The organism is Pseudomonas sp. OVF7 (assembly GCF_030644265.1).
Classification (GTDB): domain Bacteria; phylum Pseudomonadota; class Gammaproteobacteria; order Pseudomonadales; family Pseudomonadaceae; genus Aquipseudomonas; species Aquipseudomonas gorinensis.
This window is the reverse complement of the sequence record NZ_CP128996.1, coordinates 2,985,575-2,999,381: the sequence shown is the minus strand read 5'-3', so window position 1 is coordinate 2,999,381 and position 13,807 is coordinate 2,985,575. Positions and strand designations below refer to the sequence as shown.

Here is a 13,807-nt window from a genome sequence, read left to right as displayed (position 1 = left end):
GTCAGCGGTTACCGTCTACCGGATCGATATCCGCCAGTTCGGCCTCATCCAGGCCGTTACCACCGCCAATTTCATCTTCGTTCACGATACTCAAATCGTAATCCGCCGGATTATCTTCGCCTTCCTCCCTGGCATCCCGCGCGCCATCCTCATGGATCAAGTTTTCCGGGGTCAAATCATCACCGGTCTGCGCGGAGGGTGCGTCCTCGTCAAAGTCCAGCTCGCGCATCGAGCCCATGCGATCTTCGTTGTCATCAATCGGTTCGGGCTGGGTAGCACCGTAGGGACGTCGTGATTCAGTCATGGCCAATCCTCATACTGTGGGGCTTATAGTGTGTGGACAGGCACTGCGCCCCAAAGATTCAAGCTGATTCATGTTTGTTATTCACCGGCAGGGCGTGACCCGGACGACGGGTTGTCAGTCACAAAACTGCGCATCATTCCTGAGGCTTTCCCTGATGAACGAACTACAAGACCTGCTTGATAACAACGAACGCTGGGCGGATGCGATCAAACAGGAAGATCCCGAATTCTTCGCCAAGCTCGCTCGCCAGCAGACCCCGGAATACCTGTGGATCGGCTGTTCTGACGCCCGAGTGCCGGCCAACGAGATCGTTGGCATGCTGCCGGGTGATCTATTCGTGCACCGCAACGTGGCCAACGTGGTGCTGCACACTGACCTCAATTGCCTGTCGGTGATCCAGTACGCGGTCGATGTACTCAAGGTCAAACACATCCTCGTCACTGGCCACTATGGCTGTGGCGGCGTGCGTGCATCGATGCAGGACCGCCAGTTCGGCCTGATCGACGGCTGGCTGCGCACCATTCGCGACCTGTACTACGAAAACCGTGACCTGCTGGCCCAGTTGCCGACTGAAGAAGAGCGCGTCGATCGCCTGTGCGAGTTGAACGTGATCCAGCAAGTGGCCAACGTCGGCCATACCAGCATTGTGCAAAACGCCTGGCACCGTGGGCAGAGCCTGTCGATCCATGGTTGCATCTATGGCATCAAGGATGGCCGCTGGAAGAGCCTGAACACCACCATCAGTGGCTTTGAGCAACTGCCGCCGCAATATCGCCTGCGCCCGTTGGGCGAAGCCTAACGGTATTCGGGGCCGCGCTTGCTCTCCAGCACGCGCAGCCCCTCGGCGTTTATCTGTTCCTCTCGGCCTTTGATCCAGCCCCGGCAGTTGGGCGCGCCACAGTGGCAGGCAAATTGATGGGGCAAGATGTCGCCGCTGTCGGCGTAATCGATGGTCAGCCAGCTTCCGACGGCAATCGGCACCACGGCCCATAGCTCCAGATAGTGGGTGTCGAAATAGACATTCGGGCTGCAAGAGTGACGCAGCAGGCCGCAGAACCATCGGTCGTACAGATGAATACGCGATGAGATCTGGAAGGTGTGCTGGCGCCGCTCGCTGAGGGCGTAGCCCGACACCTTGGCAATGCGCGTTCGGCTGTCAAAGGCGACACGGGCCTTGATCCCCGTGGGGTCGCCGTTTCGGTTGCGCACCACTTGAAACTGGCGGGTCGAGGGGTAGCCGCGCTCGAACAGCGATGTCGCAAAGGGATAGAGGCAGTCAGTCGCAACAGTTTTAGCCTTATCCATGGCTTGAGTCTTCATAACTCTCCTTGGTAGGGCTGCATCGACCTGCGGATGGTGTCTGACTGCCAGTCTTGCAGCGGATGGCCCGGCTCAAGACTCGCTTAAGATTGAACCGATTTCTACTGTCAGAGTTGACAGTAGAAATCGTTTTTTTTTGCGCTTTAGAGCGCTGGAATGCCGATCGATGGGGTGGGAACGGCGTTTTTAAGCTGTTTGAGCTGTGACTTGATCGCGGGCGTGGCGCATTTGGCATTCGCCTGTTCGGGGCTCAGGTTGCGCACCGAGGTATAGAACAATTCACAGGTCTGTTCTTTGCGCGTGACCTGCCAGGTGTTCATGCATGCCTTGAGTAGCACATTCGGATCGCTCGCCGGTTTTTGCCCCATCCCGGCTTGCCAGCAGGCGGCACTCAGGTCCTGGCCCATCACTTTCAAGCCTGCTTCGTCAGCCTTCTGCTCGTCGCCGTCATAGGTGTCGGGGCTGGCCGCATACCAGATGTAGCTGGGATGGTTGGAGCCCAGGACCGACACGGTTTTACCCGCTTCCGGGCTGATTTGCGCCAGGCCCAGCACTCCCACGGTTTGCCCGTATTGTTGCTTGATCCAACTGCGCACCGGCGCGCCGAACGCGACCATTGGCAATGAGCCGCTGGGCCGCACGCTCAGTTCCTTGACCATGCGGGTCTGGTAGTCGGTGAAGTAACCGTAGACGCTCTCCAAGTCCTTGCCGGCGTTGGACGGTGCGGCGATGGGCGCGATGTCGATGATGGTCTGGTAGGCCGGGGTTTCGGTGGCCGGTATGCCATTGTCGGTGAGCAAGGTGGCCCAGCGGTCGGTGGTGGCCGATTCCAGGTAATCCTGGGCCTGGGTCAGTGAGTAATCCGGGGGGAAGTGCAGCAGCTCAATGCTCTTGCGGTTTTCCAGGGCCATGCCCAACGGCAGGAACAGGTACCAGTTGTAGGCCCACTTGCCGTCGACGTTGAGCTTGCTGGCGCCCCGGTAGGCCAGGTCGGCGGTGTCGAGCAGTGCCGTCAGCGGGTGCCCGTAGCTGTCGGGTACGCCACTGAAGGTCGCGACGACCTGGCCCTCATGGGTTTTGACACTGACCTTGGCCCGACTGTAGCCGTCGCGTTGCAGGCTTTGGTTCAGGTAATGCTCGACGGTCTGCTCCAGCGTCCATGGACGAAAGCAGATCACGTTGCAGTTATTGGGGTAAGCGAACAACTGGGTCACCCGTTGCGGGCTACCCAGGGGTACTTCGATGTCGGCCTGTACCACCGCACTGGCCATCAGTGCGGCCAGGGCGAAGGACAGCCTGGTCGATTTGAACATACTTGATTCCTTGTCAGCGAAAGCCCGTCTGCGCGGGATGAAAGCCCACCTCCACACAGTAGCGGCTGACCGGGAAAACCGCGTCCTAAATCGTCGGGTGTGTCGTTATTGGATAAGCCGTCCTACACGCTGAACTGCAAGGCATTGCTCAAATCGCCCATGGGTTTCTGGCCGCGGGCAATCATCGCGTCATCCCGCTGCTTGAGGCCGTCCAAGGTCTCCAACTGGAAGACTCGGGTAATCAGGCGCAGGATCGACGCCGTGTCGTACACCGTATGGTCCACCGTGCCTTTGCGCGCAAAGGGTGACACCACCAGCGCCGGCACTCGCGTACCAGGGCCCCAGCGGTCGCCCTTGGGCGGTGCCACGTGGTCCCACCAGCCACCGTTTTCATCGACAGTGACCACCACCACCATGTTTTTCCACTGCGGGCTCTCCTGCAGCACCTTCAGGGCACGCACGATATGGCGGTCGCCGGAGGCCACGTCGGCATAACCCGCGTGCATATTGAGGTTGCCCTGGGGCTTGTAGAAGGTCACGGCGGGGAGCTTGCCCGCCTCGGCGTCGGCGAAGAACTTGTTGGTGCTGGATTCGTCGCCCAAGCCCGCGTCGCGCAGGCGCTTGTCACGCTCCGCACGGTTTTCGGGCCCTTGCTGCTTGAAGTAGTTGAACGGCTGGTGGTGATACTGGAAATTCGGGATCTTCGGAATGCCGCCCGAGTCCTTGAATTGGTCCAGCGTCGCCTGCCAGGCCCCGGCGTACCAGGCCCAGTCGACGTTCTTTTTCGATAGCTTGTCGCCGATGTGTTCGTGGGTCTGCGGCACCAGCACGTTGGGCAGGTCGGCTTTGGCGTAGTCCGGGTTTTCCGGGTCGCGAATCCAGGTCGGCCAGTAGGGTGGGGCCAGGGTGTTCACGCCGTAACCGTCAGGGGTCAGCGCACTGGGGCCGAACTGCGGCGGGCCGGTCATGGCGCTGGCCGGGGATTTATCCAGGGGTTTGAGGCGCGGGTCAGTCGGGTCATCGCTTTGCAGCGTGGCGATCTGCGCCTTGGCCACCGACTGCGCGGCATTCGGATAAAACGGCGCGGTGGCGCTGATCAGGTACTGGTGGTTGAGGAACGAACCGCCGAAGGCACCCTGGAAGAAGTTATCGCAGAGCACGAACTCCTTGGCCACGTCCCACAAGCGTAGGGAATAACGGCTCTGGGCGTAATGCCCCATCACCAGGCCACCGGAGTCGGCCCAGGCAACGAAACCATCGTTCTTGCCGCCGTTGATCTGCATCTGGTTCTGATAGAACACGTGCCACAAGTCGCGGGTGACCAGGCTCAAGGGCAGGTCTTCGGCGTTCGGGCCCTTGAGGGCGAACGGGGCGTTGGGCAGGTTTTCCTGGAATTGCACTTCGCTGGGGTAGGTCACCCCATCCACGCTTTGCGGGCCGACCTGCAACACACCGCCCCAGACGGGGGGCAGGGTGGTCAATAAGCTGCCGTCGCGGTCGCGTTGCTGCGTGTCGGCGGCAGAAAGCGCCGACAGCGGTTTCTCAACGCCGGGGAAGTCCGCAAACAGATTGTTGAAGCTGCGGTTCTCGGCATAGATCACTACCACGGTCTTCACCTGGTCGTGCAACGCCTTGTCCAGCTCCTGCGGTGTGAGCGGGCGTGCCACTGGCTTGCCCGGTGCTTCGCTGCCATTGCCGCACGCACTCAAGGTCGCGCCAACCCCCAGCACCGCCGCGCCCCCCAGGAAGCGCCGACGGCTGGTATCTACCGGCGGTTGGGCGATGGAGTCGGGGGCAGGGCGGTCTTCGTGATCGTCACTCATTGCGGGGAGTCCTTGCTGGCGAGATGTTGCAAGATATTTCGCAGGACGGTAGCAATGCAATGTGACGAAAGGAAGACAGGCGGGTGTCAAGGGATCACGGCAGACGCAATGCCAATTGGCTACCAGCCCGCAAGTACTCCACCTGCGCCGTCAGCGCATCCTTGACGATGGCTTCGCCTGTGTCGGTCAGTCTGGTTTTTTTGCATCAATGACACTGGTTTGCAGGAGTTGCATGGCGACATCCATGGCTTTTTGGAACGCTGTCACGTTGTTATGCCGGCCGAACGCCTGGACAACTGCACTCATGCGACGGTCAGCATCGTCGCGCAGGGCCTTGTACTCAACGAAGGAGACGTTGTCATCCCGATTGATGACGGCCTAGGTGTTTCAAAAGACCCTGCCGAATCTTCCCGATACTTCGCCAGGGCATTAGAAATGCTGTGATGAGCTTCATATGTCTACAGGAGGCGAGCGCTGCTAGACTGGCTCGATAATGGCTGTCACCGAGGTGAACCGTGAAACCTTCAACTGCCCTTGACTTACAGCGAGCCGCCGTCAGAGAAGTGGTGGGCCGTTTTCGCATCTCAAATCCCAGGGTGTTTGGATCTGTGTTACGAGGTACTGACGTAGAGGGTAGCGACCTTGATCTTTTGGTCGACGCCCCCCCCGGAACCACTCTTTTTGATCTGGGTGGGCTTCAGGTCGAGCTTGAGGATCTGCTCGGGGTCAATGTTGACTTGCTGACGCCTGCCGATTTGCCTGTGAAGTTTCGCGCAAAAGTGTTGGCAGAGGCTCGGCAGATATGACCTCGAACCGCCTTGGGGATTATTTGAATCACATCAGGCAGGCCGCAACTGACGCGATCACCTTTGTCGAAGGCTTGAGCAAAGAGGAGTTTCTGGAAGACAGGCGTACTCAACAAGCAGTGATCATGAGTTTGATCATCTTGGGTGAAGCGTCGACAAAAATCATGGATCAGCACCCGGAGTTCACGGTGGGGCATCCACAGATTCCTTGGCGGAGCATGCGTGGAATGCGCAATCGGATAGCCCACGGTTATTTCGATATCAACCTTGATGTGGTTTGGGACACAATCCAGAGCGCATTGCCCGATTTATTGGCGCGACTCCCCAGTGCCCCTGCATGAATGCACCTGTTGCAACAACAGGTGCGTCACCCGCAGATTAAGGCATCACCGGCGGCAAATACTTCAACGTCGTCCCCAACGCCCACAACAAAAACAACACCAGCGGCGTGTGCACCAGCAACTGCACGAATGAAAACCCGATCAAATCCCGCGCCTTCAACCCCAGCACCCCCAGCAACGGCAGCATATAGAACGGGTTGATCAGGTTCGGCAGTGCTTCGGCGGCGTTGTAGATCTGCACCGCCCAGCCCAGGTGGTATTGCAGGTCATTGGCCACTTGCATCACGTAAGGCGCTTCGATGATCCACTTGCCGCCGCCCGACGGGATAAAGAACCCCAGCACCGCCGAGTACACGCCCATCAACAGCGCGTACGTATCGTGGGAGGCGATGGAGGTGAAGAACGTCGAGATGTGGTGCGCCAGGGTCTGGCCGTCGCCGCCCTTGACCACGGTCATCAGCGCGGCGATCGAGCCGTACAGCGGGAACTGGATCAGCACGCCGGTGGTTGTCGGCACGGCGCGGGCCACTGCATCGAGGAAGCTGCGCGGGCGCCAGTGCAGCAGCGCCCCGACCATGATGAACAGGAAGTTATAGGTGTTCAGCCCCGAGATGGCGCTGATCGCCGGCTTGGTCGAGAACTCATGGAACAGCCAGCCGGCTGCCAGCAGCGCCAGCAGGATGGTCAGCAACGGGCTGTGTTCCAGCCATTCGCCAGGGCGGGTCGGGGCTTGCGGTTTGGGCAGGTTGAAGGCCGGGTCGACGCCGCAGGCCTTGGCGTCACGTGCGCTGTTCGGACCGGGGGCGGTGGCGTAGGCGATGATCAGCGACACCACGATCAGCGCCAGCAACAGCACGCCCGATTGCCACAGGAAGATCGTGTCAGTGAACGGGATCACCCCGGTGATCGACAGGATCGACGGCGGCAGGCTGGCCGGGTTGGCCTGCAATTGCGCGGCCGACGACGACAGCCCCAGCGCCCATACTGCACCGAGGCCCAGGTAGGCCGCCGCGCCAGCCGCGCGGTAGTCCATGCGTAAATCCGTACGACGGGCCAGTGCGCGCACCAGCAACCCGCCGAACACCAGGGACAAGCCCCAGTTGAGCAAGGAGGCAACCATGGAGATCAGCGCCACCCACGCCACGGCCGAGCGACCGTTCCTGGGGAGGCGTGCCAGGCGATCAATCAACTTCACCGCCGGCGGCGAACTGGCCACGACATAACCGCCGATCACCACAAAGGCCATCTGCATGGTGAACGGGATAAGGCTCCAGAAGCCATCTCCAAAGGCTTTTGCGGCTTCGGCGGGGGCGGCGCCCATGCCCAGGGTCGCCACAGCCACAATGATCACGGCGAGCGCGGCAAACACCCAGGAGTCAGGGAACCAGCGCTCGGCGAAGTTTGAACAACGCAGGGCAAATCGGGCATAGCGGCTTTCTTCGATAGCATTGGCCACGAGTCATTCCTCTTGTATTTATTATGGTTTTGGCAGTTTTACGGCATGTTCCGCTACGGCCATTGATATGGGAATGCAGTTATCTTCATCGATCCATGAGGAAAACAAATATATCCGCCGCGATTGCCATCAACCGGCTCAGCTCATAACCTGCACGCCATTTTGTTTGCCTGCCGAGCCTCAACATGACTGCCACCTCTGTTCTACAGGCGCAGCGTTTTTCTCGCTCCGACTACAAAACCCTGGGCCTGGCCGCCCTGGGCGGAGCCTTGGAAATCTACGACTTCATTATCTTCGTGTTTTTCGCGCTGACCCTCAGCCAACTGTTCTTCCCGCCCGAAATGCCCGAGTGGCTGCGCCTGCTGCAAAGCTTTGGCATCTTCGTCACCGGGTACCTGGCGCGGCCGCTGGGCGGCATCCTGATGGCGCACTTCGCCGACCATCTGGGGCGCAAGCGCGTGTTCAGCCTGAGCATCCTGATGATGGCATTGCCCTGCCTGCTTATCGGGATCATGCCAACCTACGCGCAAATCGGTTATTTCGCACCGCTGATCCTGCTGGTACTGCGCGTATTGCAAGGCGCAGCGGTGGGCGGCGAAGTCCCCAGCGCCTGGACCTTCGTCGCCGAACATGCACCACGTCATCACCGTGGTTACGCGTTGGGCTTCCTGCAAGCCGGGCTGACCTTCGGCTACCTGCTTGGTGCGCTGACGGCCACGTTGCTGGCGCAGGTCTTCACCCCGGCTGAAATCCTCGACTACGCCTGGCGTTTCCCCTTCCTGCTCGGCGGCGTATTCGGCGTGATCGGCGTCTGGCTGCGCCGCTGGCTCAGCGAAACCCCGGTGTTCCTGGAAATGCAGGCTCGCCGCCAAGCCGCTGCCGAACTGCCGCTGCGCACCGTATTGCGCGACCATCGCGCCGTCTTGCTGCCGGCGATGATCCTCACCTGCGTGCTCACTTCCGCGGTGGTGGTCCTGGTGGTCATCACCCCGACCATGATGCAGAAAACGTTCGGCATGACGCCCAGCCACACCTTCGCCTTGAGCGCCCTGGGCATCGTGTTCCTGAACATCGGCTGCGTGCTCGCCGGCCTGTTGGTGGACCGCATCGGCGCCTGGCGCGCGGTGCTGGTCTACAGTCTGCTGCTGCCGGTGGGTATTTTCGTGCTGTACGCCAGCCTGATCAGCGGGGGCATCTGGCTCGGCGCCGCGTACGCGCTGGCGGGCTTGAGTTGCGGTGTTGTGGGCGCGGTGCCGTCGGTGATGGTCGGCCTGTTTCCGGCGCAGGTGCGAGTATCGGGGATTTCCTTCACCTACAACATCGCCTATGCAGTGTGGGCGAGTACCACGCCGCTGATGTTGATCGCGTTGATGCCGACCAGCCCCTGGATTTGCGTGGGGTATTGCATGGTGATGGGCGCGGTGGGGGTTGGGAGTGTGGCGCTGTTTGGCAAGCGCCACACCTTGACTGCCTGAGTGTCAGGTCAAGAAGTGCCACAGCAGCAGCGTACCGACCAAACCGACGACTGACACAATGGTCTGCAACACCGACCACACCCAAATCGTCTGCTTCAACTGCAAGCCAAAGTACTCACGGACCATCCAGAACCCGGCGTCGTTGACGTGACAGAAGAACACCGAGCCGGCGCCGATGGCCAGGGCCACCAATGAGCTTTGCGTCGCCGCCAGCCCAGCCATCATCGGTGCGAGGATGCCGGCGGTGGTGGTGGTTGCCACCGTGGCTGAACCGGTGGCCTGGCGCAGGGCCACGGCGATCAGCCAGGCCAGCAACAGATACGGCATGTGCGCGCCTTCGGCGACCTTGCTGATGGTCTGGCTGACGCCGGCGTCGAGCAAGGTTTGCTTGAGGCCGCCGCCGGCACCGATGGTCAGCAGCAGCACGGCAATAGGCGCGAGGGCCTTGCGCAGGGTGTTGCCAACATCGGCGCGTGGCATGCCGGCGGCCCAGCCCAGGCAAACGACGGCGGCGATGACCGCCAGGCCAAGGGCAATCAGCGGTTCACCGAGGAACTTCAAGGTCAAGCCGAGCGTGCTGTCGGCCGACAGCGCGACTTTGGCCAGGGTGCTGCCGAGCATCAGAATCACCGGCAACAAAATGATCAGCAACGACACGCCAAAGCTCGGCTGGCGCGGAGCCTTGGGCGGTGCGCTGAACAGCGCGCCGATGTCGGCCGGTTCATCCACGTGCAGGCGCTTGGACAACCAGTTGCCATACAGCGGCCCAGCCAGGATCACCGCCGGCACCGCCAGGCAGAAGCCCAGCAACATGGTCAGGCCCAGGTCGGCGTGCAACGCGCCCACCGCGATCAGCGGCCCCGGGTGCGGTGGCATCAGGGCGTGCAGGGTGGTCATGCCCGCCAGCGCCGGGATGGCGATTTTCAGCAGCGGCTGGTTCGAACGTTTGGCCATCACGAAGATGATCGGCACCATCATCACCAGCCCCACTTCGAAGAACAGCGGTAGGCCGATCACCATGGCCACCAGCGCCATTACCCACGGCAAAGACTTGCCCTTGCCCAATCCGAGCAAGGTGGTGGCGATGCGGTCGGCCGCGCCGGATTCGGCCATCAACGCGCCGAGCATCGAGCCCAGCGCGATGATGATGCCGGCTTCACCGAGGATTGCCCCGGCGCCTTTGCTGAAGGCTTTGGCAACTTCTTCGGGCGGCAACCCGGCGCCGACACCCGCGATAAAGGTGCCGATCAGAATCGACAGGAACGGCGGCAACTTGGTTGCGCTGATCAGCACGATGATGCTGGCGATAGCCAACAGGACGCAAAACATGAGGCGGGTGTCGTGAACCATCCACGCAGCAGTCGATAACACCAAGACGGGACTCCTTATCGAACAGGTTGGGAAATATGTTTCTTTTTGTTTCCTGCTCGAAAAGCATACCTGATACAACTGTTCCAGAGCGTTCAAGTGCACTTTTGGTGCACCAAGGATGACGCGCTGCTGGCGCGCGGATGACAATTTTGCAACCTGTAGCGGTGACGTTGGCCTATAGCGCTATGATCCGCCGCACCCGTCTCAAGAGGATTTTCCATGAGCGCAGGACATAGCCACGCCCAGGTACGCGCCGGTCACGAACGGTTGTTATGGATCGCCCTCGGCTTGACCGGCAGCTTCATGATTGCCGAGGTCATCGGCGCGTTTATCACCGGCAGCCTGGCGCTGTTATCCGATGCCGCACACATGATGACCGACGCCCTGGCCCTGGGCATTTCCCTGGTGGCGATCCAAGTGGCCAAGCGCGCCGCCGACCGCAAGCGCACGTTCGGCTATGCGCGTTTCGAAATTCTCGCGGCAGCGTTCAACGCGTTGCTGTTGTTCGCCGTTGCGTTCTACATCCTCTACGAGGCGTATCAACGCCTGCGTGAACCCGCCGAGATCCAGTCCACCGGCATGCTGGTGATTGCCGTGCTGGGGTTGATCGTCAACCTGATCGCCATGCGCCTGCTCAGCGCCGCCAGCGGCGAAAGCCTGAACGTGAAGGGCGCCTACCTCGAAGTCTGGAGCGACATGCTCGGCTCCATTGGCGTGATCATCGCGGCGGTGGTGATTCTGTTTACCGGTTGGGGCTGGGTCGACTCGCTGGTCGCGGCCGCGATTGGTTTCTGGGTGTTGCCCCGCACCTGGACGTTACTCAAGGAGAGCATGAACGTGCTGCTGCAGGGCGTGCCGGACGGTATCGATATCGATCAGGTGGAGCAGGCTATTCGCAGTGTGCCTGGGGTCAAGGACGTGCACGACCTGCATATCTGGGCGCTCACCAGTGGCAAGAACGTGCTGAGCACGCACCTGGTGGCGGATTCGGCGTCCGGCACGGAACAACACATCCTCACCCAGGTGACGGAATTGCTGCATGAGCAATTTGATATTTCCCACGCGACGGTCCAGGTCGAAGGCGACGGCTTCGAGCATGACGAACATGACGAGGTGCATGCCTGATCCTGGCTAACGGATTTGTAATGTTCTGCCCACCGCCCTGATAAGTACCGAACGCTACAGTGCCCCGGCTTGGATTTGTCCGCCATTCATGGGCCTGGAACTTTCGTTATGCCAACTGGTGCAAGAACATTACTGTGCTCGCTCGTCCTGTTTCTGGCGACGGCGCAAGGGGTCGGTGCACAGACCCTGACCCTCGACTCCGCGCTGCAAACGGCCTTCGCCAACAACCCGGACCTGGCCGCTGCGCGCTGGGAAATCGGGATTGCCGAGGGCGCTCGCCAACAAGCCGGCCTGATCCCCAACCCCGTGGCATCCTGGGATGCCGAGGACACTCGCCGCAGTACCCGCACCACCAGCGTCAAACTCAGCCAGACCCTGGAGCTGGGCGGTAAGCGCGGTGCGCGCATTGATGTGGCCACCCGCGCCCAGGACGCCGCCGCGCTGAGCCTGGAACAGCGCCGCAATGGGTTGCGCGCCGATGTCATCGAGGGTTACTACGGCGCCCTGCGCGCCCAGGAACGCCTCGACCTGGCGCAACGCTCGCTGGCCTTGGCCGAACGCGGCCTGGTGGTCGCCAACGGTCGCGTCGCCGCCGGCAAGTCGTCGCCGGTGGAGGCCACTCGCGCCCAGGTGCAGTTGTCGGAGATCCGCCTTGAATTCAACCGCGCGCAGATGGGCCTGACTGACGCCTATCGCCGCCTCGCCGCCAGCACCGGGAGTGCGGCGACCGACTTCCAGGCCGTCGCCACCCAAGGCCCTGCCACACCGCCATTGCCGTCCGCCGCGCACTTGCTGGCGCGCCTTGAACAGACCGCCGAACTGCGCCTGGCCGAACTGCAGATCCTGCAGGGCGAAGCCAGCATTGGCCTGGAAAAAGCCCAGCGTATTCCCGACCTCGATGTGTCCATCGGCAGCCAATACGACGCCAGCGCGCGCGAGCGGGTGAACCTGGTGGGGGTGTCAATGCCGATCCCGTTGTTCAACCGCAACCAGGGCAACGTGCTCGCCGCCACGCGCCGCGCCGACCAGGCCCGTGACCAGCGCAACGCCGCCGAACTGCGCCTACGCACCGAAACCCGCCAGGCCCTGGACCAGTGGCAAACCGCTAATACCGAAGTGCGCGCGTTCAACCAGCAGATCCTGCCCGCCGCCCAGAGCGCGGTGGACGCTGCCACCCGCGGCTTCGAGATGGGCAAGTTCAACTTCCTCGACGTGCTCGACGCCCAGCGCACCTTGATCGCCGCGCGCACCCAATACCTCACGGCGACCGCCCAGGCCACCGAGGCCTGGGTACGTATCGAACGGATTTACGGCGACCTCGCCCGGTTCTGATTTTCCTGGAGTCTGCTATGAACAAAACACACGGCGCGGCGCTTGCTGTCGTCCTTGGCCTGATGCTGTCCAGCGTTGCAAACGCCGAGGAGGAAGAGGGCACGTTGGTGCTCACCGCGCAGCAAATCGAAGCCGCTGGTATTCAACTGGCCCAGGCCCAACCCCGGCCGATCAGCACGCTGTTGTCATTGCCGGGAGAGGTGCGTTTCGACGAAGACCGCACCTCGCATATCGTGCCCCGCGCGGCCGGCGTGGTGGAGGCGGTGAAGGTCAACCTTGGCCAGGCGGTGAAGAAGGGCGAGTTGCTGGCGGTGATCGCCAGCCAACAGATTTCCGATCAGCGCAGCGAGCTGGCGGCCAGCGAGCGCCGGGTCGAACTGGCGCGCACCACCTTCCAGCGCGAACGCCAACTGTGGCAGGACAAAATCTCCGCCGAGCAAGATTACCTGCTGGCGCGCCAGGCCCTGCAAGAAGCCGAAATTGCCCTGAATAACGCGCGGCAGAAGATGACTGCTCTCAGCGGCAGCGCCGTGCTGGTGGGCGGCAATCGTTATGAGCTGCGCGCGCCTTTTGCGGGCGTGGTAGTGGAAAAACACCTTGGCGTCGGTGAGGTGGTCAGCGAGACCAGCAACGCCTTCACCCTCTCGGACCTGTCCCAGGTGTGGGTCACGTTCGGTGTGTTTCCCAAGGACTTGAACAAGGTGCGCGTCGGCAAGCCGGTGAAGGTCAGCTCCACGGAAATGGGCACCGAAGTACTCGGCACCGTGGCCTACGTGGGCAACCTGCTGGGTGAACAGACACGCACCGCCACCGTACGCGTGAGCGTGCCCAACCCCGATGATGCCTGGCGCCCTGGGCTGTTTGTGACCGTGCAAGTGGCCACGGATACCTACCCGGCCAAGGTCACCGTACCGCAAGCCGCGATCCAGACCGTCGAGGACAAGCCCTCGGTGTTTGTGCGCACCGCAGACGGTTTCGTCACCCGCCATCTGGAACTGGGTATCAGCGAAAACGGCTACGTCGAGGTACGCCAGGGCCTCGACGCCGGGGCGCAAGTGGCCACCGTCGGCAGCTTCATCCTCAAGTCCGAACTGGGCAAAGGCTCGGCCGAACACGCCCATTGATCCTGCGAGTGATTTCT

Annotated in this window: 13 protein-coding genes and 1 pseudogene; 7 read left to right on the top strand and 7 right to left on the bottom strand. The window is 61.6% G+C overall.

What is annotated here, in order from left to right; genetic code table 11:
• Position 1 precedes the first annotated feature (1 nt).
• Positions 2-304 (bottom strand): hypothetical protein, encoded by a 303-nt coding sequence (locus QU606_RS13865; RefSeq protein WP_024073217.1) that lies wholly within the window; start codon positions 302-304, stop codon positions 2-4.
• Positions 305-458: 154 nt separating this feature from the next.
• Here QU606_RS13865 and can point away from each other — a divergent pair, with 154 nt between their 5' ends.
• A complete protein-coding gene (can, locus tag QU606_RS13860; protein WP_010213394.1) occupies positions 459-1,103 on the top strand; it encodes a carbonate dehydratase in 645 nt (214 codons plus the stop codon).
• On the opposite strand, the gene QU606_RS13855 is transcribed toward can, so the two are convergent.
• The 4 genes and pseudogenes from QU606_RS13855 to QU606_RS13840 form a co-directional block, all read right to left on the bottom strand.
• A complete protein-coding gene (locus tag QU606_RS13855; RefSeq protein WP_024073218.1) occupies positions 1,100-1,624 on the bottom strand; it encodes a hypothetical protein in 525 nt (174 codons plus the stop codon). The two genes, can and QU606_RS13855, sit on opposite strands and share 4 nt — an antisense overlap.
• Positions 1,625-1,767: 143 nt before the next feature.
• A complete protein-coding gene (locus QU606_RS13850; protein WP_024073219.1) occupies positions 1,768-2,937 on the bottom strand; it encodes a hypothetical protein in 1,170 nt (389 codons plus the stop codon).
• Positions 2,938-3,059: 122 nt separating this feature from the next.
• Entirely contained in the window at positions 3,060-4,760 is a 1,701-nt protein-coding gene (gene acpA / locus QU606_RS13845; protein WP_102624509.1) for an acid phosphatase, read from the bottom strand.
• Between the two features lie 94 nt (positions 4,761-4,854).
• A pseudogene (locus QU606_RS13840) lies at positions 4,855-5,132 on the bottom strand (hypothetical protein).
• A gap of 143 nt (positions 5,133-5,275) precedes the next feature.
• Here QU606_RS13840 and QU606_RS13835 point away from each other — a divergent pair.
• Both QU606_RS13835 and QU606_RS13830 read left to right on the top strand, forming a co-directional pair.
• Positions 5,276-5,566 carry a nucleotidyltransferase family protein gene (locus QU606_RS13835; RefSeq protein ID WP_024073222.1) on the top strand — a complete coding sequence of 97 codons (291 nt, stop codon included), beginning with the start codon at positions 5,276-5,278 and terminating at the stop codon, positions 5,564-5,566.
• The gene (locus QU606_RS13830; RefSeq protein WP_024073223.1) at positions 5,563-5,907 is read left to right on the top strand and encodes a DUF86 domain-containing protein; all 345 of its coding nucleotides are present in this window, start codon (positions 5,563-5,565) and stop codon (positions 5,905-5,907) included. Before QU606_RS13835 ends, QU606_RS13830 begins: the two co-directional genes overlap by 4 nt.
• Positions 5,908-5,944: 37 nt before the next feature.
• Here the strand turns inward: QU606_RS13830 and QU606_RS13825 are convergent, their stop codons facing one another.
• The gene (locus QU606_RS13825) at positions 5,945-7,363 is read right to left on the bottom strand and encodes a short-chain fatty acid transporter (protein ID WP_150292317.1); all 1,419 of its coding nucleotides are present in this window, start codon (positions 7,361-7,363) and stop codon (positions 5,945-5,947) included.
• A gap of 185 nt (positions 7,364-7,548) precedes the next feature.
• On the opposite strand from QU606_RS13825, the gene QU606_RS13820 reads away from it, so the two are divergent.
• Complete coding sequence (locus tag QU606_RS13820; RefSeq protein ID WP_304998456.1) at positions 7,549-8,838, top strand: MFS transporter; 1,290 nt, start codon at positions 7,549-7,551, stop codon at positions 8,836-8,838.
• Positions 8,839-8,841: 3 nt separating this feature from the next.
• Here the strand turns inward: QU606_RS13820 and QU606_RS13815 are convergent, their stop codons facing one another.
• On the bottom strand, positions 8,842-10,212 hold the full coding sequence (locus QU606_RS13815; protein ID WP_304998455.1) for a gluconate:H+ symporter: 1,371 nt from the start codon (positions 10,210-10,212) through the stop codon (positions 8,842-8,844).
• A gap of 216 nt (positions 10,213-10,428) precedes the next feature.
• Here QU606_RS13815 and QU606_RS13810 point away from each other — a divergent pair, with 216 nt between their 5' ends.
• From QU606_RS13810 to QU606_RS13800, 3 genes are all read left to right on the top strand, one after another.
• Complete coding sequence (locus QU606_RS13810) at positions 10,429-11,334, top strand: cation diffusion facilitator family transporter (protein ID WP_024073227.1); 906 nt, start codon at positions 10,429-10,431, stop codon at positions 11,332-11,334.
• A 108-nt stretch (positions 11,335-11,442) separates the two neighbouring features.
• On the top strand, positions 11,443-12,666 hold the full coding sequence (locus QU606_RS13805; protein WP_304998454.1) for a TolC family protein: 1,224 nt from the start codon (positions 11,443-11,445) through the stop codon (positions 12,664-12,666).
• 17 nt (positions 12,667-12,683) lie between these two features.
• The gene (locus tag QU606_RS13800) at positions 12,684-13,790 is read left to right on the top strand and encodes an efflux RND transporter periplasmic adaptor subunit (RefSeq protein ID WP_024073229.1); all 1,107 of its coding nucleotides are present in this window, start codon (positions 12,684-12,686) and stop codon (positions 13,788-13,790) included.
• Positions 13,791-13,807 lie beyond the last annotated feature (17 nt).

Coding starts and splice junctions, on each gene's coding strand:
- QU606_RS13865 (WP_024073217.1), bottom strand. CDS start 304: ATGACTGAATCACGACGTCCCTACGGTGCTACCCAGCCCGAACCGATT.
- can (WP_010213394.1), top strand. CDS start 459: ATGAACGAACTACAAGACCTGCTTGATAACAACGAACGCTGGGCGGAT.
- QU606_RS13855 (WP_024073218.1), bottom strand. CDS start 1,624: ATGAAGACTCAAGCCATGGATAAGGCTAAAACTGTTGCGACTGACTGC.
- QU606_RS13850 (WP_024073219.1), bottom strand. CDS start 2,937: ATGTTCAAATCGACCAGGCTGTCCTTCGCCCTGGCCGCACTGATGGCC.
- acpA (WP_102624509.1), bottom strand. CDS start 4,760: ATGAGTGACGATCACGAAGACCGCCCTGCCCCCGACTCCATCGCCCAA.
- QU606_RS13830 (WP_024073223.1), top strand. CDS start 5,563: ATGACCTCGAACCGCCTTGGGGATTATTTGAATCACATCAGGCAGGCC.
- QU606_RS13820 (WP_304998456.1), top strand. CDS start 7,549: ATGACTGCCACCTCTGTTCTACAGGCGCAGCGTTTTTCTCGCTCCGAC.
- QU606_RS13810 (WP_024073227.1), top strand. CDS start 10,429: ATGAGCGCAGGACATAGCCACGCCCAGGTACGCGCCGGTCACGAACGG.
- QU606_RS13805 (WP_304998454.1), top strand. CDS start 11,443: ATGCCAACTGGTGCAAGAACATTACTGTGCTCGCTCGTCCTGTTTCTG.
- QU606_RS13800 (WP_024073229.1), top strand. CDS start 12,684: ATGAACAAAACACACGGCGCGGCGCTTGCTGTCGTCCTTGGCCTGATG.